Raw genomic sequence first — 22,431 nt, forward strand, 5'->3', positions numbered from 1 at the left:
CTGCAGAGGATGTTAAGCGAGCAGGATCACACATGACTTGAGCGGCGACTGCGACCGCGACGCGTTCGTAAGGCGCCGTGAGGCACTTGAAGGCCGATCCGCTGCTGCGAACCGCCGTGGAGCCATGCAAAAATCCGGCGGCTCAAGGGTTTACCATGACTGCCGAACAAGCATATTTTGCTGCACTGCACTTGAAATACTGATCGTTTTGGCTAAAGTGTAGGCATGACGCTTGACTGCCCAAGATTTGTGCTTGAGAGTGCAGCGCAGACGCGATGATGCGTCCAAAGAGCTTTAAGAGTCGTTCGTGACCGGTCCGGCCAAACCACCAGCCAAAGCCTTGAAGATAGGCGGCGTTTCGCTCGCCAACCGGGCCATTCTCGCGCCGATGTCGGGGATCACCGACGCGCCGTTCCGCCGACTCGCGGCCGAACTCGGCGCCGGGCTGGTGGTGTCCGAGATGACCGCGAGCGACGATCTCGTGCGCGGGCGGTGGATATCCCGGTTGCGCTGCGAGGCCAGCGGCATCGGGCCACATGTCGTGCAGCTCGCCGGCTGCGAGGCGCATTGGATGGCGGAGGGCGCCAGGGTGGCCGAGGACGGCGGCGCCGATATCATCGACATCAATATGGGTTGCCCGGCGCGGCATGTCACCGGCGGCCAGTCCGGCTCGGCCCTGATGCGCGATCTCGATCATGCGCTGACCTTGATCGAGGCGACGGTCGAGGCCGTCGATGTGCCCGTGACCCTGAAGATGCGGCTCGGCTGGGACGAGCGCAGCCTGAACGCGCCGGAGCTGGCGCGCCGCGCGCAGGCCGCGGGCGTGCAGCTGATCACGGTGCATGGCCGCACCCGGCAGCAGTTCTACAAGGGCGAGGCCGACTGGAGCGCGGTGCGCGCGGTGAAGGACGCCGTCGATCTGCCGGTCGTCGTCAACGGCGACATCACCACCTACGAAGACGCGCGCGAGGCGCTCGACGCCTCCGGCGCGGATGCCGTGATGATCGGGCGCGGCGCGCAAGGCGCCCCCTGGCTGCCCGGTCAGATCGGCCGCCAGCTCAATGGCGGGGCGGAGGAGGGCGCGCCGGAGCTGGCGCAGCAGCTCGCACTGCTCACGGCGCTCTATGACGAGATCTGCCGCCATTACGGCGAGCGTGTCGGCCTGCGCCACGCCCGCAAGCATCTCAGCTGGGGGCTCGACGTCGCCGCCGAGCACGCCCGCGCGCCGGCCGAAAAACTGAAGGCCTGGCGCGACCGTATCCTCACGTCCGAGCAGCCGTCTTTGGTGCATCGGGCGCTGCGTGACGCTTTCGACGATTTTGCCTGGAGTGCAGCCGCATGAGCTCAGCCGCAGAACAGCGCAAGCGACTTCCGTCGGATGGCGATGCCATCCTCAACGCGTTGCCCAATCCGGTTCTCGTCATCGGCCCGGACGGCATGATCATGGACGCCAACATGGCGGCGGAATCGTTCTTCGATTCCTCGACGCAGTTTTTGCAGCGGCAATCGCTGAAGAAGCTGGTGCCGTTCGGCAGCCCCTTGCTGGCGCTGATCGACCAGGTCCGAACCACGAGCGCGCCGGTCAACGAGTACAAGGTCGATCTGGGCACGCCGCGCACCGGCGCCGATCGCCTCGTCGACCTGCACGTCGCGCCGCTGCCGGAGCGGCCCGGCCACATCGTGGTGATGCTGCAGGAGCGCACCATCGCCGACAAGATGGACCGCCAGCTTACCCATCGCAGCGCCGCGCGCTCGGTGATCGCGCTGGCCGCGATGCTGGCGCACGAGATCAAGAATCCGCTGTCGGGCATCCGTGGCGCGGCGCAGCTCCTGGAGCAGCAGGCCTCCTCGGAGGACCGCATGCTGACCCGGCTGATCTGCGACGAGGCCGACCGCATCGTGACTTTGGTCGACCGCATGGAGGTGTTCGGCGACGACCGCCCGGTGGCGCGCGGGCCGGTGAACATCCACTCCGTGCTCGACCACGTGAAGCGGCTGGCGCAATCCGGCTTTGCCCGCAACATCCGCTTCGTCGAGGATTACGATCCGTCGCTGCCGCCGGTGCTCGCCAACCAGGACCAGTTGATCCAGGTGTTTCTCAACCTGGTCAAGAATGCCGCCGAAGCGGTCGTCGACCTCGGCTCGGATGCGGAGATCCAGCTCACCACCGCGTTCCGCCCGGGCGTGCGACTGTCGGTGCCCGGCAAGAAGTCGCGGGTGTCGCTGCCGCTGGAGTTCTGCGTCAGGGACAACGGCCCCGGCGTGCCGGAAGATCTGATGCCCAACCTGTTCGATCCGTTCGTGACCACCAAGCCGACCGGAAGCGGCCTCGGACTTGCATTGGTCGCGAAGATCGTCGGCGACCATGGCGGGATCATCGAGTGCGAGTCGCAGCCGCGCAAGACGACCTTCCGGGTGCTGATGCCGATGTACAGCGCAACCAAACAACCAGACCAAAGCAATCGCGATGACGTTTCGGGGACGCCGTTGCATGCCTCACAGGGATCAAATTGAGGACCACCTATGCCTGCAGGTAGCATTCTCGTTGCCGATGACGATACGGCCATCCGCACGGTCCTGAACCAGGCGCTGTCACGCGCCGGCTATGAGGTGCGGCTGACCGGCAATGCCGCCACCTTGTGGCGCTGGGTGAGCCAGGGCGAGGGCGATCTCGTCATCACCGACGTGGTGATGCCCGATGAGAACGCGTTCGACCTGCTGCCGCGCATCAAGAAGATGCGGCCGAACCTGCCGGTCATCGTGATGAGCGCGCAGAACACCTTCATGACCGCGATCAAGGCCTCGGAGCGCGGCGCCTATGAGTATCTGCCGAAGCCGTTCGACCTGAAGGAGCTGATCGCGATCGTCGGCCGCGCCCTGGCCGAGCCGAAGGAGCGGGCGGCGAGCCAGCCCGACGACGGCGAGTTCGAATCGATCCCGCTGGTCGGCCGCTCGCCGGCAATGCAGGACATCTACCGCGTGCTGGCGCGGCTGATGCAGACCGATCTGACCGTGATGATCTCTGGCGAGAGCGGCACCGGCAAGGAGCTGGTGGCGCGCGCGCTGCACGACTACGGCAAGCGCCGCAACGGCCCGTTCGTGGCGGTCAACATGGCGGCGATCCCGCGCGACCTCATCGAGTCCGAGTTGTTCGGCCATGAGCGCGGCGCCTTCACCGGCGCCAACACCCGCGCCTCCGGCCGCTTCGAGCAGGCCGAGGGCGGCACCTTGTTCCTCGACGAAATCGGCGACATGCCGATGGAGGCGCAGACGCGGCTTTTGCGCGTGCTGCAGCAGGGCGAGTACACCACAGTCGGCGGCCGCACCCCGATCAAGACCGACGTGCGCATCGTCGCGGCCTCCAACAAGGATCTGCGCATCCTGATCCAGCAGGGGCTGTTCCGGGAAGACCTGTTCTTCCGCCTCAACGTCGTGCCGCTGCGGCTGCCGCCATTGCGCGAGCGCATTGAGGACCTGCCGGATCTGGTCCGGCACTTCTTCGCGCTGGCCGAGAAGGACGGGCTGCCGCCGAAGAAGCTCGATGCCGCCGCGCTCGAGCGGCTCAAGCAGCACCGCTGGCCGGGCAACGTCCGCGAGCTGGAGAACCTCGCGCGGCGCCTGGCGGCGCTGTATCCGCAGGACGTCATCACCGCCTCGGTCATCGACGGCGAACTGGCCCCGCCGGCGGTGACCACCGGCTCCAACGCGCCGACCTCGATCGACAATCTGGGTGGTGCCGTGGAGGCCTATCTGTCCTCGCACTTCCAGGGATTTCCGAACGGCGTGCCGCCGCCGGGGCTGTACCACCGCATTCTCAAGGAGATCGAGATTCCGCTGCTGACGGCGGCGCTCGCAGCGACGCGCGGCAACCAGATCCGCGCCGCCGATCTGCTCGGTCTCAACCGCAACACGCTGCGGAAGAAGATTCGCGACCTCGACATCCAGGTGTACCGCAGCGGCGGCTGACGGTGCTTTGATACCTTCGCGGCTGGCTCAAGCCCGCCTCAGGTGAGAATTATTGTAGACAAATCCGCGTCGCGCTTCCGCGCCGCGGATTTGTCGCAATTTGGCAACAGCGTGGTAGGAATGCATCAGTCCGATTCCCGGACGTGCCGCGTTCAGCATCACCCACCTTGCCGGAATGACCAGCGCAGAGACCTCGGCCACCCCCTTCGATTCCTCGTCCGCCGACGGCCGGCGCTGGACCTGGCGCACCTGGCTCGCGCCGGTCGCGGTCGCGCTGGCGCTGCTGTCGGCCTTCCTCACCTTCATCGTGCTGGTCGGGCTGACCCCGGTCGAGCCGACGACGGACGTGGTCAAGACCTTCTATCTGATCGACGCCGGAACGATCCTGGTCCTGGTCGGGATCATCATCCGCGAGGTCTGGCAGGTGGTGCAGGCCCGCCGGCGCGGCCGGGCGGCGGCGCGGCTGCACGTCCAGATCGTCAGCCTGTTCTCGGTGATCGCGGTCCTGCCGGCGGTGCTGGTCGCGGTGGCCGCCAACGTCACCATCGATCGCGGCCTCGACCGGCTGTTCTCCGGACCGGCCAAGGTCGCGATCCAGAACTCGCTGACCATCGCGCGCGCCTACATGCAGGAGCACGCGCAGTTCATCCGCGGCGACATCATCGGCATGGCCAATGACATCGCCCGTGCGCGGCCGCTGTTCGATCAGGATCGCGCCAGCTTCCGCGATCTGCTGACCACCAGCGCCGCCTCGCGCAATCTGCCGGGTGCGATGATCATCGACAAGAACACCAATCCGATCGTCTGGGCCGAGTCCGGCGGGGTGCAACTGGCCTATTCGCCGCCGGCACCCGACTTCCTGAACAATGTCCGGGAGGAGGAACCCGAGATCGCGGTGCTGCCGGAGTCGAACTACGTCGCTGCGGTGATCCGGCTGCGCGCGTTCAACGACACCTTCCTCTACGTCGCGCGTCCGCTCGATCCGCAGGTCGTCGAGCAGCTCAAGCAGACCGAGCTGTCGGTCGCCGAATATGCCCAGGTCGAGGCGCGGCGCTTCGGCATCCAGATCGCCTTCGCGCTGATGTTCGCGGTGATCGCGCTGACCATCCTGATGGCCTCGGTGCTGATCGGGCTGAACTTCGCCAACTGGCTGGTGGCGCCGATCCGGCAACTGATGAATGCCGCCAACACCGTGTCGACCGGTGATCTCAACGTCCAGGTCCCGGTGCATCGCTCGGAGGGCGATCTCGCGCAGCTCGGCCAGACCTTCAACAAGATGACGCAGGAGCTGCGCACGCAGCGCGACGAGCTGGTCAGCGCCAGCGATTTGATCGACAGCCGGCGCCGCTTCATCGAGGCGGTGCTGTCGTCGGCCTCCGCCGGCATCATCGGTGTCGATGCCTCCGGCAGCGTCGGCATCCTCAACCGCTCGGCCGAGAAGCTGATCGGACATGCCGAGCAGGAGGTGCTCGATCATCCGCTCTCCGACGTGCTGCCCGAGCTCGACGACATGATGAAGACCGCGCGCGAGGGCAAGCAGCGGCTGGTGCAGGGCCAGATCACGATCCAGCGCGACGGCCATGAGCGCAATCTGTCGGTGCGCGTCACCGCCGAGCAGACCAACCAGGCGCGCGACAGCTACATCATCACGCTCGACGACATCACCGAGCTGGTGTCGGCGCAGCGCACCTCGGCGTGGGGCGACGTCGCGCGCCGCATCGCACACGAGATCAAGAATCCGCTGACGCCGATTCAACTCTCGGCTGAACGCATCCGCCGCAAATTCGGCAAGGTCATCACCGAGGACAAGGCGGTATTTGAGCAATGTACCGAGACGATCGTGCGGCAGGTCGACGACATCAGGCGAATGGTCGACGAGTTCTCGCGGTTCGCGCGGATGCCGAAGCCGGTGATGGAAGGCGAGGACGTCGCCGACACCGTGCGGCAGGCCGTGTTCCTGATGAAGGTCGCGCATCCCGAGATCGACATCGAGACCGAGATCAAGCAGGACCCCTTGCGCGCGCAGTTCGATCGCCGCCTGATCTCGCAGGCGCTGACCAACATCATCAAGAACGCCACCGAGGCGATCGAGGTGGTGCCCGAGGCGGAGCTCGGCAAGGGCCGAATCGATGTCGTCGCCTCGCGCGAGGGTGAGGACGTGCTGATCGACGTCATCGACAACGGCATCGGCCTGCCGAAGGTGGCGCGGCAGCGGCTGCTCGAGCCCTACGTCACGACGCGCGCCAAGGGCACCGGCCTCGGGCTCGCGATCGTCGGCCGCGTGCTGGAAGACCATGGCGGCAAGCTCGAGCTGAAGGACGCATCCGATTTTCGTCCCGGCCAGCGTGGCGCCTGGATGCGGCTGCGCTTTGCCGTCTCCGGCCAGGCCGCCAAGACGGGCGCGAAGGAGCAGGCGGCGGCGTCTGACAATGCGCAGAAGACCGAGGCCGGCGGCGAAACCGCCGACACGGTTCAAACGACCAATGATGAACCAAAAATCCAAGCCGCAACCGGCAGCTGACGAGACAGGCGTGACCCATGGCGAGTGATATTCTGATTGTCGACGATGAAGCCGATATCCGGGAGCTGGTCGCCGGCATCCTGGACGACGAAGGCTTCACGACGCGAACCGCGCGCGACAGCGATTCGGCGCTCGCGGAGATCACGAGCCGCCGTCCCAACCTGGTGTTCCTGGACATCTGGCTGCAAGGCTCCAAGTTGGACGGTCTGCAGCTGCTCGAGCAGATCAAGAAGGACCATCCCGACCTGCCGGTGGTGATGATCTCCGGCCACGGCAACATCGAAACGGCGGTCGCCGCGATCAAGCGCGGCGCCTATGACTTCATCGAGAAGCCGTTCAAGTCCGACCGCCTGATTCTGGTCGCGACGCGTGCGTTGGAGAATTCGCGGCTCAAGCGCGAGGTGCGCGAGCTGAAGCAGCTGGCGCCGACCGCGAGCACCATGACCGGTCGCTCGCCATCGATGAACCAGCTGCGCCAGACCATCGAGCGCGCCGCCAAGGCCAACAGCCGGATCCTGATCGTCGGCCCTCCCGGCTCGGGCAAGGAGCTCGCCGCGCGGTCGCTGCACGCGCAGTCGCCGCGCTCCGAAGGCCCGTTCGTCGTCATCAACGCTGCCGCGATCACGCCGGAGCGGATGGAGGAGGAGCTGTTCGGCATCGAGCAGTCCAATGGCGAGCAGGCGCGCAAGACCGGCGCGCTCGAAGAGGCACACGGCGGCACGCTGTTCGTCGACGAGATCGCCGACATGCCACGCGAAACGCAGAACAAGATCCTGCGCGTGCTGGTCGACCAGACGTTTCAGCGCGCCGGCGGCACCACCAAGGTGCACGTCGACGTGCGCATCATCTCCTCGACCGCTCGGAATCTCGAGGAGGAGATTGCCGCCGGCCGTTTCCGCGAGGATCTGTATCACCGTCTGTCGGTGGTGCCGATCCGGGTTCCGCCGCTGTCGGAGCGCCGCGAGGACATTCCCGAGCTGATCGACTATTTCATGGACCAGATCTCGGTCACGACCGGCCTGCCGAAGCGGCAGATCGGGCAGGACGCCATGGCCGTGCTGCAGTCGCATGTGTGGCCCGGCAACGTCCGCCAGCTCCGCAACAACGTCGAGCGCGTGATGATTCTGGCCGCCGGTGGACCGGAGGTGATCATCACCGCGGACATGCTGCCGCCGGATGTGGGATCGATGGTGCCGGCGATGCCGACCAGCAACAATGGCGAGCACATCATGGGACTGCCGTTGCGCGAGGCACGCGAGGTGTTCGAGCGGGACTATCTGATCGCCCAGATCAGCCGCTTCTCCGGCAACATCTCGCGCACCGCCGAGTTCGTGGGCATGGAGCGGTCCGCCCTGCATCGCAAGCTGAAGGCGCTCGGCGTCGGCTGAGGCCTTCGGCTCGGCCAAACTTGCCGACTGGACGAATTTACATTGGAAAATTCGGCCAGTTCCGGAATTTTACGGATGAATCCGGGTCTTTTGGAACCGGCTTCCCTGCAAGCGGCTTGCCTAATATGCTCGCCTGTCTTCTAATCCGGCATCCCGTGGTCCCTCGAGGGGGATCTCAATGGACCATGGGTCACCTCGATGAATCCGGGGCCTGCGATCGGGTCATCGAAGGTTCAATAAGAAAAAGCACAAGACTGCGAGATAACAACAATGGCGGCCGACCGCGCACAAAACCTACAAGACACCTTTCTCAACCATGTCCGCAAAACCAAGACGCCGCTCACGATCTTCCTGGTCAATGGCGTGAAACTGCAGGGGATTGTCACATGGTTCGACAATTTCTGCCTGCTGCTCCGGCGCGACGGTCACTCGCAGCTCGTCTACAAGCATGCGATCTCCACCATCATGCCGGGAGCGCCGATCCAGCTGTTCGAGGGTGGCGAGGACGCGTCTGCGTAAGTCTGACCTGACGTGAGAGTGACCTGATTGGAACCCCGCGATCGCGAAGGGACCATCGGCCTGTCGAGGCCGGATGACAACAAGGGGACCGGGCTCGTCATCGTGGTCGGCCCCTACTTGCGAGCGCGCCGCGGCGACGATGGCGCGCAAGCAGGCCAATCCGACATGCGTGATTTCGAGGCGCGGATCGACGAGGCGGCCGGCCTCGCGCGGGCCATCGAGCTGACCGTGGCCGAGGCCATTCTCGCGCCGATCGGGCAGATCCGCCCCGCGACCTATCTCGGCAAGGGCAAGGTCGAAGAGATTGCCGGCGTGATCGCCGGCCATGGCGTCGAGCTGGTGGTGATGGATTGCGCGCTCTCGCCGATCCAGCAGCGCAACCTGGAGAAGGCCTGGAACACCAAGGTGCTCGATCGCACCGGCCTGATCCTCGAGATCTTCGGCCGCCGCGCCAAGACGAAGGAGGGCGCGCTGCAGGTCGAGCTCGCGCATCTCAACTATCAGCGCAGCCGTCTGGTGCGGTCCTGGACCCATCTCGAACGCCAGCGCGGCGGCTTCGGCTTCATGGGCGGTCCCGGTGAGACCCAGATCGAGGCCGACCGCCGGCTGATCGGCGACCGCATCACGCGGCTCGAGAACGAGCTGAAGAAGGTCCAGGCGACGCGGCGGCTGCATCGCGCCGGACGCCAGCGCGTGCCGTATCGCGTCGTGGCGCTGGTCGGCTACACCAATGCCGGCAAGTCGACGCTGTTCAATCGCCTGACGCGCGCCGACGTCCAGGCCGCCGACATGCTGTTCGCGACGCTCGATCCGACCCTGCGCGCGATCACGCTGCCGCATGGCGGCAAGGCGATGCTGTCGGATACGGTGGGCTTCATCTCCAACCTGCCGACGCAGCTCGTCGCCGCCTTCCGCGCCACGCTCGAGGAGGTGCTGGAGGCCGACGTGATCCTGCACGTCCGCGACATGTCGCATGAGGATGCCGAGGCGCAGCAGCACGACGTCGAGCTGGTGCTGAGCCAGCTCGGCATCGATCCCGAGGCCACCGACACCATCATCGAGGTCTGGAACAAGATCGACCGGCTCGATGCGGCTGCGCGCGAGAACCTAGCCAACATCGCCGCGCGGCGTCCGCCGGAGCGGCCTTGCCTGCTGGTCTCGGCCGAAACCGGGGAGGGCGTCGACGCGCTGCTGCAGACCATCGAGGACCGGCTCGCGGCGGCGCGCACCACGTTGGACCTCACCATCGACGCCGCCGACGGCGCCGGCATCTCCTGGCTGCACCGCAACGCCGAGGTGCTGGCCAAGGAGCTGCACGAGGGCCATTACGACATGACCGTGCGCGTCGACGCCACCAAGCGCGACATCGTGGTGGAGCGCTATCACGGCGTGCCCCGGGTTGCGTAGAATAGTAAAGGTATCCAACCACTATCGATTGCCACTCGATCGAGTGCGCAACCATCCAAATCAACTGATTTGAGCGCTTATTCGCTATATTCTTTGAGCGTCTCCGGCGGCCGCTTAGTGGGCCACCATCAGCTTCATCGCGCAGCAAAATCAAACAGATGCAGCCGATTCAACGGCTCTAACAGCCATCTCGGCTCACAGACGCGGATGACTTTACAGACAAAAAACTTACAACTAAAACGTGTCAATCATAATATTGATTTGTATCAATAGCGGCCGACGGCCACGCCGTTCAGAAGTGCCTTTCGTTCAAATGAGATTATTTTGTCGAGCGACATGCGGGTTGCGCGTATGGCCTCAAGAGAAAAAATCCGACAGAGTGTCCGAACCTCGATCTTTATGAGATCGATTGGTCACTGTGAGTACGGTGCTTGTGGGGAAATCGCTGCAAGATGGTCCAATGGGCACATCGAGATGATCGGCGAACTCTGCCACATCCTGCCGGTGAATGATGGCAGTCGATCCGAATTCAAAGCATCGTTTCCGCACGTCGATCTCGATTCTGAAAACAACTTGATGCTGCTTTGCCGAAAGCACCATCACCTGATCGATCAGGAAAAACCGAGCGAATACCCGCCGGCGATCCTCTTCCAGATGGTCATGAACAAAGCTCGTCACGTCGCTAGATTCGTAGATGACTTGTTTCAGAGCAGTCCATTCAGGTTCGACCACCACGAGTTGGCGCAAGATGTCAGGGTCGGTCGAATCTATGACCTGATGAATGAGGCGACCCTGAGCGGACCAAAAGAGGGGCGCAGTCTTCTCCGGGAGGCAGAGCGTGTTCTAGGCGATATTGCGCTCAACCCGTTGGTCGAAACTGCCGTGCAATGGGTGGAGTTGGCGCGACTTGAACTCAAGACGACGTCGTTGGAGAACGACTATTCTTCGTCTCGATGGGAGAAGGGTCTGCAGGCGAGCACCGCTCTGCTGAGAAAGATAGCAGACGCGCGAAAGGTGCCCGTCGCGGTTTCGCTTATGCTGCTTTTCTTAAGGGATGAGTACAGCGTATTCGATACGCAAAAGAAGCTCACATTGGCAAAGGCTCTGAACGACAAGCTCGATTCAGTTAGTGCTTCAGCTGAAGATCAGGACGCCTTGGCCTATATCTTAATAGTGAAGTCAGCCGTCGTCAGGTGGCGAGGCCGCTTGCAGCGACTTCAATCACACCAAGAGAGTTCGTTCAGCGAAGCTGAACGCTGCGCGAAACGTAGCCTGTCTCTCGTCAGATCCTCGTCGGCGTTGCTGCAGTCTTTGCTCGTGGAATACTCGAAGGCAAGATTGCTCCCGCTGAGGTCGGTTGCGGAGTATGATGAACGGATAGCCGCTATAGGCCAGAGTTTGGAGGGCCCCGAACTTCTAGAATACGGCGCGTCTGCAAAATATCGTCCAATCTTCTATCGGCAGACATTTCAATATACCAAGTCGATAGACGCATTTTGGAAGGGCATCGATTTCGGATTTCGTCCTTCGTTGAGCCGAGTGGCGTACATCATAGGCGAGGCGTCGACTGCTGCATATTCGCAAGATCGAAGCAGGGGATTGACCATTGTGAATGACGCGCTCTCGTTTCTTTCGGAGTCATTGCGTCAGGGCTTCGACCATGCCCACAATTTCAAGGCTTGGATTGCTTGCAGGTCCATCGTGGATGAAGAGTGGTTCGATGTTAACCTGTTATCTAAGTTTGAGACTGACCTCGAAGCTCCAAACCAACTCGCAAACATCTTGACTGATGCGCGACGGCGTTTTTTTGGGCAAGACGCATTCGGCCACGACGTGCTCTTCGGTGTTGATGAAGCGGAGTTCTGGACGATGCTAGGTACCTTAACTGCTCGTTGTAGATCTGATCTGGATCTCGCAATGCGGTTTTTCGAACGCGCCAATCGCTATGGAGGGCATAAGTTTCCGATACATGCTGCACGTGTGCGGGCCTGCTTGCATGTAAAGCGTCTGGAGGAAGCACGGGCGCACCTAGTTAGGGCACGGAGCGTGGCAGGCGCGCGATATGGGAGCGCGATCGCCGATCTGGAAGCGTCCCTCGCCAGATTGGAAGAATTACCGGGTCTGTCCCGAAGCTCGGCATGATTCATTTCATACTTCATGTTCGACTGGCCTTCTCCGTGTCGTTCCATAGTTGTCGACATCTTCAGGCAAGGACCACTTCCAGAGTGGCCCCGTCAGCAGGGACGAGCTCGATGTAGGCAAAGAGAACTGACCGCCGCGCCGGGTCAGACCGCGCCGTTTGGTCGCGCCCGATCGAACTAAAGCGGCGTGATGTCCACATGCAGCACGGCGGTGCGGCCGCCATCGACGGCTGCGAGGCAGCGCTCGATCGCCGCGTCGAGCGCGTCCGGATCGTCGACCCGCTCGCCATGGGCGCCGAACGCGCAGGCGATGTCGGCGAGACGGCGCTGCTCGTCCTGACGGCCGGTGCAGAGCCGGGACAGAAACGAGTCCGTCCGCTGGGCCGTGCCATCGGGATAGACGCGCTGAACCGACGCCTTCACCGCCTGCCATCCGTTGTTGTCGAGGATCACGGTCAGGATCGGGAGCTGGTATTGCTGCGCTACGGCGTAGACGGAATCCGGTGCGGCGAAATGGTAGGCGCCGTCGCCGACGATCTGCACCACGCGCGTCGAGGGATCGGCGAGCTTGAGCCCGAGCGCCATGCCGCCGCTGAAGCCGAGGCCGCCGCCAGCGAGGCCCACATAGGTCATCGGCCTGGTGCGGCGAAGCTGCTGCTGCAGGAGCGGCGCATTGCGGACCGCCTCGTTGACGACGATGTCGTCCTCCGACAGATGCGCCTGCAGCCGCGCGAACAGATAGGCCGGGTTGATCGCGCCGGTCCGGCCCTTCTGGCCCGCCGCGGCGGTGCGTTTCGCCTGTGCCGCCTCGCGGGCCGGCTGCCAGCTCGCGATCCGATCGCGCACTTTTCTCAGATACGCATCGTCGGCACGGGCGACGACGATCTCCAGGACCTGGCGGAGAATGACGGCCGAATCGCCCTGAATGCGAAGGTCGGTGGCAAATCCCCACATCGGGATGTCCGCCTTCAGGGCGTCGATGTCGATCTGGATCCAGCGCAGCCGATCGGCCGCCTTCAGCATCTGTGGAATGAAGGGCACGTCGATGTCGATGAGCAGTCCGAGGTCGGCGCCTGCGATGAGCGCGGCGGGGTCGGCGCCCGCAAAGCAGGGGGAGTCCTGGCAGATGTTCATCGTGACGGGATTGAACTCGGCGACGCGGATGCCGCACACCAGCGCCAGCCGCTCCATGACGGAAACCGCCTCGGCGCTGCGGCCGAGATAGGCGGTCAGCGCGATCGGATTGTCCGCCTTCATCAGCGCGTCCGCGATCGCCTGCGCCCGTTCCGGCTCGATGCCTCCCGCTTTGACGCTGCCATAGCGCGCGGCCGGGTAGGCCGGCATCGCCTGCTCGTCCCAGGTCTCGGCCAGGGTTTCCCGCGGCAGCATCATGTAGACCGGGCCGGGCGGATCACTGTGCATGAATGCGGCGGCGCGGGCCACCGCCTCCTTGACGACGACGCCCGACGGCAGCGTGTATTCCCATTTGACATAGGGCCTGATGACGCTGCCCTGATCGAAACTCTCCTGCACGAAGTGGACGTAGGTGTCACGTCCTCCCGGCAGCTCGCCATGCAGCGCGAACGGAGCCCGCCCCGCGAACAGCAGCACCGGAAGCCGGTAGCGAAAGGCATTCTGAATGGCCATGCACGCGTTCGCCGTGCCGGCATCGACGTGGACGAACACGGCCTGTCCGCGGCCGGTCGCACTCGCATAGCCCATCGCCATGTGCACCGCGACCACCTCGTGGGGGCACAGGATCACCTCTGGGTGCCGTCGGCCTTCGCTGTCCCAGCGCGCAAGTTCCTCGATCAGCGAGACATGATCGGTGCCGAGATTGGCAAAGATGTAGTCGACGCCGATCTCGACGAGCGCCTCGAGGAAGTAGTGCGCGGTGGTGTGGCGGGTCATGGCGCGATGACGCGGATCAGGCGACGACGGCATTGTCACGGCGCACGGCCTCAGGCTGGGTTGTGAGGCCGCGCAGGCGGTCCAACAGGTCGTCGGGCTCTTTCGGTGCGGCCATGCCACGCCAGGCGATGTGGGAATCCGGCCGCACCAGCAGCAGGCTTTCGGCAAAGCCATAGCCGGCCGCGGCCCGGTCGACGTCGACCACAGTCAGGGGAACGCCATGCCGAGCTGCGGCCTCGACGAGCGCCGTGACATCGACGGCCGGATCGAACCGGACCAGCGTGTAGGCCGGGCCGAGCGCATCCAGCAGCGATCGGCCATCGGCGAGCCACACATGAGGGGCGCGTGCGCCCGGCACCGTGGACGCAGTGAAATGGCCCATGCCGTAGGGCGGCGGCGTCTCGCCATCGTACGAAATGGCCGGTGACCGGTCATAGTAGTAGCCGAAGTTCAAGCCGGCGCAGCAATATTGCTGCACGTTGAGATCGTAGGCGGCCTTGCCGACCTTGCTACGCGCCGCGTCGCCGACGGGGCCCTCCATTTCGACCTCGGCAGGCACGGCGCGCCGCTGGCTCATCACGGCGAGCGCATGGTTCATCGCGAAGTGCGACACCTGCTCGGTAATCGGCTGACGCTCCGCCTCATAGGCGTCCAGCAGGGCGGGGGCAGCCCAGCCGTGCAGCACGCCGGCGAGCATCCAACACAGGTCGACCGCATCGGCGATCCCCGCATTCATGCCGTAGCCGGCATAGGGAATCCACAGATGCGCGGCATCGCCACAGATGAAGGTGCGGCGATCGCGGAAGCGGTCCGCCACCAGGCGGCGTCCGATCCAGTCCTCCTTGCTGATGATCTCATACTGGAAACGGTCGTCGACGCCGAGAATGGTGCGCAGCGCCCAGTCGCGATCGACACTGTCGAATTCGACTTCCTCGGCCGCGAGGTGGTTGTGGATCAGCCAGTTGTCGCGGCCGTCGATGGAGACGGTAGTGCCGCAGCGCCGCGGGTTGAGCGACATCGTCATCCAGGCCGGCTTCTGGGTGATCAGGTCCTTCAGCGCGGGGGCACGGATGTAGGTCGACTGCACCCGCTGTACGACATCGGTGCCGCCGAGCCGTGCGCCGATCAGCTTGCGCACCGCGGAGCGGCCGCCATCGCAGCCGATCAGATAATCGGCCGAAATGGTGATGTCCTGGCCGGTGTCGAGATCGCGCGCCCGCGCGACCACGCCGTCTTCATCCTGGTCGAACCGATCGACCTCGACGCGGTTGAGAATCGTGATGCCGCGTTGCGCCTCGGCGCAAGCGAACAGGATGGGCTCGAGATAGATCTGGTTGATGCGATGGGGCGGCTCGGGCGTCGGCCAATCGGTGTCGGGTCCACCGGTCGCCGTATAGCGATCCTGGCGGGACGGAATCGGAATGCGGGTCAGCTCGCGGCCGACGACCGCGGTGCGATAGGCGCAGTCGTTGGGAAAGTCGGCCGGCAGGCCGCCTTCGCGCACGTGTTGGACGATACCAAGGCGGCGGAACACCTCCATGGACCGCGCGGAAACGTGGTTGCACTTCACGTTGGGCGGCTCTCCGGCGCGCCTGATCTCCGCGACGACGACGTCGATGCCGCGCGAGGCAAGGTCCATGGCGGCGGTCAGCCCGACCGGGCCGGCACCCACGATGAGCACCTGGGTTTGAATCGTCTTCATGTCAGTTCTCTTTTTAATTTGAACCTAGGCACGCTCGGCTGTCGAAAGCGTGTCCCGCTGCGCGTCGCCGGCGCTCGGAAGACTGCCGCGCATGCCAAGGACGGCAAGGCCGAGGATCACCAGTGCCGAAAACAGCTGCGGCACCGCGCTCGCCTGAAACAGCGAGGACACGTCCCATTTCGCCGCGAGCATCAGCCCGCCGAGCGTGACGCCGAGGATCGAGCCGAAGCGGCCGATGCCCAGCGCCCAGCCGATGCCGGTGCCGCGGATGTAGGTCGGATAGATCCGCGCCGCGTAGGCGTTGCAGCCGATCTGTCCGCCGATCACGGCGACGCCGGCGATGAAGACCGCGGGCACCAGGATCGGCAACGAGGCGCCGGCGATGCCGATGGTGACGATCGAGAGGAAGCCGGCGACGTAGGTCACGAACAGGACGCGATCGAAGCCGAACCGTTCGATCAGCAGGCCGAGCCCGACGGTGCCGAGCATGCCGCCGAGCTGAAAGGCGACGCCGACCGCGATCGCCGCCTGGACGTCGAGGCCGACACCATGCGTCAGCGTCGGCAGCCAGCTGTTGAGGAAATAGATGTCCATCATGTTCATGAAGAACATCACCCACAGCAGCAGGGTCGGGAGCAGGCGCCGCATGGTGAACAACTGCGGCAGCAGGAAGCCCTTGCCGCTCTCCTCGACGATGGTGAACCGCGCATCGGCCGGAAGCTGGGCCGTGGGATCGATGCGCGCCAGCAACGTGCGCACGCGTTCGCTCCTGCGCGGATCGAGCGCCATCAGCGAGAGCGATTCCGGCAGCCAGACGATCAGGACCGGACAGAGGATGAGCGGCAGAGCGCCGCCAATGAGAAAGATGATCTGCCAGCCATAGGCGGTGATGAGCTTGGCCGCGACCGCTCCGCCGATCGCCGACCCCAGCGACACGGTCATGAACATCAGCATGATCAGCAAGGTTCGGCGACGCTGCGGGGAATATTCGCCGGTCAGCGCGATGGTGTTGGGCAGGACGCCGCCGAGCCCGATTCCGGTCGCGAAGCGGAGGACGACGAGGTCGGATATGCTGGTGGCCTGCGTCGTCGCCAGCGAGCCGAGCGCGAATACGAGAACGCCGGCCACCACCAGCCATTTGCGTCCGAGATAGTCGGCCAGCGCGCCGAACACCAGCGAGCCGATCATCACGCCGAACAGGGACGCACCGAACACGGGCCCCAACGCGCCCGGCGCCAGATGCAAATCCTTGCTGAGGGCAGGGGCGACGAAGCCGAGCGCCTGGGCATCGAAGCCGTCGAGCCCGACGACCAGCGCGCACAGGCAGATCACCCGGATCTGGAATCCCGACAGCGGCCGCTCGTCGACGTAGCGCGTGAGATTGATCGCCTGCGTCAAATGTCCCTCCCCATGTGCTTGTTGTTGCCGGGCCGCTTCGCCGCTCCGGCTGTTTTCAAATATGTTGCATGATCAAACTCTTTCGATTAGCCACAAAATTCTCATTCATTCATGAGGAAAGCTAATGCCCCCGACCCTGCGGCAACTGGAGGCCCTGGTCCTGGTGTATCGGCTCGGCAGCATCACCAGGGCGGCCGCCGAGCTGCGCGTCACGCAGTCGGCGATCAGCCTCTTGATCCGGCAGATCGAGGAGAACTTTCAGCTCAAGCTGTTCGAGCGCACGACGCGGGCGCTGCATCCGACGGCGGCCTGCCGCGAGGCGATCACCGCCGCCGAGCGCATCCTGGCGGGAGCGCAGGGGCTGTCGCAGCGGATGCGCGACCTTGCCGAGATCAAGGCCGGCCGGATTTCCATCGCGGTCTCAGCGGGCGTGGCGTCGGCGCTGCTGCCACGCGTATTCGCGACGTTCCGGTCGCGCCATCCCGAGGTGAGGATCGACCTGCGTGATGTCGCGCCCGACGAGCTGCTCGCGATCGTGATGGCCGGGCAGGCGGAGTTCGGCCTCGGCAGCGTCGAGGACGAGGGCGTGCCGGAGGTCCGGATCGACACACTGATGCAGAGTCCGCTGTCGGCCATCGGCATCAAGGACGGCCGGTTCGAGAAGCACCGCCGCCTGACGTGGGACGGCATCATGAGCTCCGAGCTGATCACGATGCGTCACGGCACGCGGATCCGCAGTCAGATCGACGAGGCGCTGGCGCAGACGGGGCGGGCGCTGAAGCCGGCCTGGGAGGTGTCGCTGATCACCACCGCGCTGGCGCTCACGGCAGAGGGCGCAGGCCTGAGCATCCTGCCCGCGCACATGCTGCCGAAGGCACAATTTCCGACGCTCGTTGCCATCCCCCTGTCGCAGCCGACGATCCATCGGCACGTCTCGCTCTTGAGCCGCGCCGATTTCGGATTGTCGCCCGCCGCGCAGCGCTTCGTCGAGATCGCGAAGGCCGTGCTGTCGCGCAAGGGCGGCTGATCACGGCTTCGGAGACGGGGGACGCTCCTTCTCCAGTCGCTTCGCCTCGTTCCACAATTCGTCCATCTCGTCGAGCGAGGCTTCTTCGAGGCTGCGGCCCTTGGCCGTCAGCGCCTGTTCGATGTGCGCGAAGCGGCGCTCGAACTTGGCGTTGGTGCCGCGCAACGCGGTCTCCGGATCGACATCGGCATGGCGGGCGAGATTGACCAGCGCGAACAGGAGATCGCCGGTCTCTTCGGTCAGCTCGGTCGCATCTCTGTTGTCGAGGGCGGCCTCGATCTCGTCGGCCTCCTCGCGGATCTTCTGCAACACGGCACGCGGATCGTTCCAGTCGAAGCCGACGGTCGCGGCCTTGCGCTGCAGCTCCATCGCGCGCACCAGCGCCGGCTGTCCGGCCTTGATCGCTGCCAGCAGCGAGGACTTGCTCGTCCGCTCCTCGGGCGGGCGGCGCGCGGCGCGCTCGGCCTTCTCCTCGGCCTTGATGCGGTCCCAGGTGCCCTTGGTGGGCTGGGTGACGTTGCCGTCCTTATCCGGGAACACATGCGGATGGCGGCGGATCATCTTCTTCGTGATGCCCTCGACGACGTCGCCGAACGCGAACGCGCCTTGCTCCTCGGCGATGCGGGCGTGATAGACCACCTGCAGCAGGAGATCGCCGAGCTCCTCGCGCAGATCGTCGATGTCGTCGCGCGTGATCGCGTCGGCCACCTCATAGGCTTCCTCGATGGTGTAGGGCGCGATCGTCTGGAAGGTCTGCTCGACGTCCCACGGACAGCCGGTGACCGGCGTGCGCAGCGCCGCCATGATCTCGATCAGGCGGGAGATGTCGCGGGAAGGGATCATGGGCAGGTCCTGACAGCATCGTTCGATCCTGTCCTGTATGCCCCAAGCGGCGCGCGGCTCCCAGCAAAAAGGCCATGACGCGGGATCGCGCCGCAGGTTGGCCCGACCCGTCGATGATGCTAAGCGGGAGCCATGAATGAGCAGGACACGACGGCCCTGGTGCTGTTCTCGGGCGGGCAGGATTCCACGACGTGCCTGGCCTGGGCGCTCGACCGCTTTGCGCGCGTCGAGACGATCGGGTTCGCCTACGGCCAGCGCCATGCGATCGAGCTCGCCTGTCGCGACCGGCTGGTCGAGGGCATCGCGCGCCTGCGTCCCGACTGGGCGGCCAAGCTCGGTGACAGCCACACGCTGGACATTCCAACGCTGGCTGCGATCTCCGAGACGGCGCTGACGCGCGACGTCGCAATCGAGATGGGTGCTGACGGCCTGCCCAACACCTTCGTGCCGGGCCGCAATCTGGTTTTCCTGACCTTTGCGGCGGCGCTCGCCTATCGCCGCGGCATCCGCCACATCGTCGGCGGCATGTGCGAGACGGACTATTCGGGCTATCCGGACTGCCGCGACGAAACCATCAAGGCGCTGCAGAGCGCGCTGAGCCTCGGCATGGCGCGCGCGTTCGAGCTGCACACGCCGCTGATGTGGCTGTCGAAGGCCGCGACCTGGCAATTGGCGCACGATCTCGGCGGCACCGGCCTCGTCGACCTGATCCGCGACCAGTCGCACACCTGCTATCTCGGCGAGCGCGGCGCGCGGCACGATTGGGGCCATGGCTGCGGGCAGTGTCCCGCCTGCGAGCTGCGCGCCAAGGGATGGCGCGAATACATCGCGGCGGGCGGGCCATCCTGAATCGGAAGCGGGGCCCTCGAGCCCCGCGGAGAGTTGCGCGACAGACGAGCGCTCAGGCGGCTTCGGTGTCCGACGGCTCGCGCTGGCTGACGATGACGAGATCGGCATCGGCGACGTCGTGGCCGTCATCGGCCTGGTTGGCGGCAGCGGAGGCCGCCTGCGCAACGAGACGCGCAGTGATCTCGTCCTTGGCGTCCTTGCCGCTCTTCTCCCAGGCGGGTGCGTTCAGCACCACGATGTCGTCGTCCTCCGCGGCATCATCCTGATCGGCGGGCACGATCGATGGCGACTTCGCCGGAGTATCGACGACACGCAGGGTCGGGGCCCCGGCTTCGACCGGCTCGTCCTCGGCTGAAGCCGTTTCGTCTTCGGCCATTTCGGGCTGGGCCGGCTCGACGGGCGCGGTCTCTTCGGCGGAGGCGTCGGTTTCGGCGCTCGCCATTGCCTCAGCAGCTTCGGCGGGCTGCTCGGCGGCCGCGGCGGGGCTCTCTGCGGCAGGCGCCTCATCAGCCGGCGTGAGGCCGAGATGCTGCGAGATCTCCTTGATCACGCGGTCGATCGCCACCAGCACGCGATATTCCGGGATCGAGGCCATGTGCTGCTCGAACCGGTTGCGCGCATATTGCAGCGAGTCGATCACGTCGGTGGCGATGGAGGAGCCCGACGCCTCGGTGCCGTGCAGGGCGCCCGCGGCCTTCTCGGTCGAGCTCTCGATCAGCAGGAAGGCCTCGTATTGCGGAATCGATTTCAGCTTCTCGTGATAGTCCTGGCGCACGCCGGCGAGCGTGTCGACGATGGTGGCGAACTCTGGCGCGAGCATTTCGACGTCCCCCTCAACTTCAGCAAAGAAGATGCGGGACGCTACGGACGCACTGATGAATGTTCAATTTCGAACGAATACGGCTGTTCGCGGCATGAATAGCCGGCCGTTAAGACCGGCCCACCAAAAGCAGGATCGCCCGCTCACCGGGCATTAAGCATTCTTACGACGCGCACGAAGGGCTCAACCGACGAAATCCTCGGGCTTGAGCTCGATCGGCCTGCCATGCGGGGTGCGATCGGCAGCGTGATCCCAGGCATCGCGGTAACGCGTCAGCGCGTCCGCGGAGGTGACGCCCTTCTCGGCGACGAGCCGCTCGAGCGTCGCCAGCCAGTGCCGGTAATAGGTATCGCCGCAATCGGGATCACCAGACGCTTGCGCGCGCGAAATCTCCTCGGCGAGCGCAGCCGCCCATTCGGGCCAGGTGAAGAGGCCGCGGGCGTGCAGCGTGACGGCCATCGCGAAGGCGTGCGCTTCCCACGGCTCGCGAAACACGGGCCCACTGTCATCGACGGGAATGCCGGGCAGGGCGCGCGTCGCCGCGACCGCCGCCTCACGGTCCGGTGTCATCGGGCTGGCTCCAGATAGGGCTCGAAGGCGTCGACCGTCACCTCCAGCAGCGGATCGGGCGCGTCGGCCCACAGCTCGGCGCCGCTGAACGACACCGTGTAGAGCCATTGCGGGTCTTCGCCGCCGCCATGGGCGTTGCTGTCGGGAAACACGTGCACGCCCCGGATCGCCTCGATGCGGCCGAGATGGCCGCGCACATAGCGCGGCAGCCGCGTATGCGTCGCCGGATGGATGTCCTTGGCGCGCACGCGGTCGCCGACGGCGAACCGCGCCGGCTTGGTTTCCGCGCGTTCGGTCGGACCGCCGCGACGCAGGGTCGCCGCGACGGCATCTGCAGTGAGGATCCTGGCGACGGGCCTGGCCGGATGCAGCGCCTCGCCGGCGGCGATCTCATCGGCGTCGACCAGATGCCGCTCCTGCATCAGCCGTTCGATGCCCGCGAGCCAGATCTGGTAGTAGCTCATGCCGAGGTAATCGTCCGGCGGACGGTTCTCGCGCGCGAAGCGCGACATGTCGATGTTCCAGCCGCCGGGCGTCGCCATTGCCAGCGTCATGGCGAACGCACGACGCTCCCATTCGGCGTGAAACACCGGCTCGTTCGGCTCGGGGCGGACCGGACCGAAGCCGGCGACGCCGCCCATGTCATGCGCGCCATCCATCAGCTACCGACCTCATGCGGTTGCTTCGGCAGCCCGGTGCCGATCATGCTGTCGCGCGTGACGAGTTCGGCGAGCTGCTCCGCGCTCCAGCCGTCGGTCCCCGCGGGACGCATCGGCAGCACGAAATAGCGGACCTCGGCGGTCGAATCCCACACCCGGATCTTCGTCGTCGGCGGCAGCTCGAAGCCGAAATCCTTCAGGACGCCGCGCGGATCCTTCACCGCCTTGGCGCGATAGGGCGCCGATTTGTACCAGACCGGCGGCAGGCCGAGCACGGGCCACGGGTAGCAGGAGCACAGCGTGCACACGACCATGTTGTGCAGATCCGGCGTGTTCTCGACCGCCACGATGTGCTCGCCCTGGCGGCCGGCATAGCCGAGCTCACCGATCGCCGGCGTGGCCTCGGCAAGAAGGCGCGCCCGATAGGCGGGATCGGTCCAGGCCCGCGCCACGACCTGGGCGCCGTTGCGGGGACCGACCTTGCTCTCATAGGTCTCGATGAGCACGTCGAGCGCAGCAGGATCGATATACCCCTTCTCGGTCAGGATGCTTTCGAGCGCGCGAACGCGCAGATCGGTCTCGGACAGGTCCGAGTGATCGTGCGGATGGTCGTGATGGTGATCGTGATCCGTCATGACTCAACCATAGGCGTAATCGGGCACCGCTGTCGAGCCGAGGTGGCTCCCTCGGTGCGTGCCGCCGTGTTCAAC

The 22,431-nt window shown here is 65.2% G+C and carries 18 protein-coding genes; 10 read left to right on the forward strand and 8 right to left on the reverse strand.

The genetic code is table 11. From position 1 onward, the window contains the following. The first annotated feature begins 388 nt into the window (after positions 1-388). The 8 genes from dusB (at position 389) to QW845_RS01795 (ending at position 11,943) form a co-directional block, all read left to right on the forward strand. The gene (gene dusB, locus QW845_RS01760; RefSeq protein ID WP_315800425.1) at positions 389-1,342 is read left to right on the forward strand and encodes a tRNA dihydrouridine synthase DusB; all 954 of its coding nucleotides are present in this window, start codon (positions 389-391) and stop codon (positions 1,340-1,342) included. After that, positions 1,339-2,514 carry a nitrogen regulation protein NR(II) gene (locus tag QW845_RS01765; RefSeq protein ID WP_315799943.1) on the forward strand — a complete coding sequence of 392 codons (1,176 nt, stop codon included), beginning with the start codon at positions 1,339-1,341 and terminating at the stop codon, positions 2,512-2,514. Before dusB ends, QW845_RS01765 begins: the two co-directional genes overlap by 4 nt. A 9-nt stretch (positions 2,515-2,523) precedes the next feature. Then, positions 2,524-3,966, forward strand: coding sequence for a nitrogen regulation protein NR(I) (gene ntrC / locus QW845_RS01770; protein WP_315799944.1), 1,443 nt, complete (start codon positions 2,524-2,526; stop codon positions 3,964-3,966). A 175-nt stretch (positions 3,967-4,141) separates the two neighbouring features. Further along, positions 4,142-6,487, forward strand: a complete 2,346-nt coding sequence (locus QW845_RS01775) for a PAS domain-containing sensor histidine kinase (RefSeq protein ID WP_315799945.1) — start codon at positions 4,142-4,144, stop codon at positions 6,485-6,487. Between the two features lie 17 nt (positions 6,488-6,504). Continuing rightward, entirely contained in the window at positions 6,505-7,875 is a 1,371-nt protein-coding gene (locus QW845_RS01780) for a sigma-54 dependent transcriptional regulator (RefSeq protein ID WP_315799946.1), read from the forward strand. Between the two features lie 270 nt (positions 7,876-8,145). Further along, entirely contained in the window at positions 8,146-8,394 is a 249-nt protein-coding gene (hfq, locus tag QW845_RS01785; protein WP_006613906.1) for an RNA chaperone Hfq, read from the forward strand. Positions 8,395-8,421: 27 nt separating this feature from the next. Continuing rightward, positions 8,422-9,801 carry a GTPase HflX gene (gene hflX, locus QW845_RS01790; protein WP_315799947.1) on the forward strand — a complete coding sequence of 460 codons (1,380 nt, stop codon included), beginning with the start codon at positions 8,422-8,424 and terminating at the stop codon, positions 9,799-9,801. A gap of 474 nt (positions 9,802-10,275) precedes the next feature. Continuing rightward, entirely contained in the window at positions 10,276-11,943 is a 1,668-nt protein-coding gene (locus QW845_RS01795) for an HNH endonuclease signature motif containing protein (protein WP_315799948.1), read from the forward strand. A 176-nt stretch (positions 11,944-12,119) separates the two neighbouring features. Here QW845_RS01795 and QW845_RS01800 read toward each other — a convergent pair whose 3' ends face one another. Genes QW845_RS01800 through QW845_RS01810 form a run of 3 tightly spaced genes read right to left on the reverse strand, consistent with a single transcriptional unit; the run spans position 12,120 to position 16,953 of the window. Then, entirely contained in the window at positions 12,120-13,853 is a 1,734-nt protein-coding gene (locus QW845_RS01800) for a thiamine pyrophosphate-requiring protein (protein WP_315799949.1), read from the reverse strand. A gap of 16 nt (positions 13,854-13,869) precedes the next feature. After that, the gene (locus QW845_RS01805) at positions 13,870-15,555 is read right to left on the reverse strand and encodes an FAD-dependent oxidoreductase (protein WP_315799950.1); all 1,686 of its coding nucleotides are present in this window, start codon (positions 15,553-15,555) and stop codon (positions 13,870-13,872) included. Between the two features lie 24 nt (positions 15,556-15,579). Beyond that, complete coding sequence (locus QW845_RS01810) at positions 15,580-16,953, reverse strand: MFS transporter (protein WP_315799951.1); 1,374 nt, start codon at positions 16,951-16,953, stop codon at positions 15,580-15,582. 124 nt (positions 16,954-17,077) lie between these two features. Here QW845_RS01810 and QW845_RS01815 point away from each other — a divergent pair, with 124 nt between their 5' ends. Then, positions 17,078-17,980 carry a LysR family transcriptional regulator gene (locus QW845_RS01815; RefSeq protein WP_315799952.1) on the forward strand — a complete coding sequence of 301 codons (903 nt, stop codon included), beginning with the start codon at positions 17,078-17,080 and terminating at the stop codon, positions 17,978-17,980. Here the strand turns inward: QW845_RS01815 and mazG are convergent, their stop codons facing one another. Next, a complete protein-coding gene (gene mazG, locus QW845_RS01820; protein WP_315799953.1) occupies positions 17,981-18,823 on the reverse strand; it encodes a nucleoside triphosphate pyrophosphohydrolase in 843 nt (280 codons plus the stop codon). A 132-nt stretch (positions 18,824-18,955) separates the two neighbouring features. On the opposite strand from mazG, the gene queC reads away from it, so the two are divergent. Further along, positions 18,956-19,672, forward strand: a complete 717-nt coding sequence (gene queC / locus QW845_RS01825) for a 7-cyano-7-deazaguanine synthase QueC (protein ID WP_315799954.1) — start codon at positions 18,956-18,958, stop codon at positions 19,670-19,672. Positions 19,673-19,724: 52 nt separating this feature from the next. Here the strand turns inward: queC and QW845_RS01830 are convergent, their stop codons facing one another. The 4 genes from QW845_RS01830 to nthA form a co-directional block, all read right to left on the reverse strand. Continuing rightward, entirely contained in the window at positions 19,725-20,492 is a 768-nt protein-coding gene (locus tag QW845_RS01830) for a hypothetical protein (RefSeq protein WP_315799955.1), read from the reverse strand. Between the two features lie 183 nt (positions 20,493-20,675). After that, entirely contained in the window at positions 20,676-21,062 is a 387-nt protein-coding gene (locus tag QW845_RS01835; protein WP_315799956.1) for a nitrile hydratase accessory protein, read from the reverse strand. Next, positions 21,059-21,721 carry a nitrile hydratase subunit beta gene (nthB, locus tag QW845_RS01840; protein ID WP_315799957.1) on the reverse strand — a complete coding sequence of 221 codons (663 nt, stop codon included), beginning with the start codon at positions 21,719-21,721 and terminating at the stop codon, positions 21,059-21,061. Before nthB ends, QW845_RS01835 begins: the two co-directional genes overlap by 4 nt. Next, positions 21,721-22,356 carry a nitrile hydratase subunit alpha gene (nthA, locus tag QW845_RS01845; protein WP_315799958.1) on the reverse strand — a complete coding sequence of 212 codons (636 nt, stop codon included), beginning with the start codon at positions 22,354-22,356 and terminating at the stop codon, positions 21,721-21,723. The genes nthB and nthA overlap by 1 nt, the downstream gene beginning before the upstream one ends. Positions 22,357-22,431: the final 75 nt, after the last annotated feature.

Origin of the sequence: Bradyrhizobium sp. SZCCHNS3002 (assembly GCF_032377435.1) — a bacterium.
Classification (GTDB): domain Bacteria; phylum Pseudomonadota; class Alphaproteobacteria; order Rhizobiales; family Xanthobacteraceae; genus Bradyrhizobium.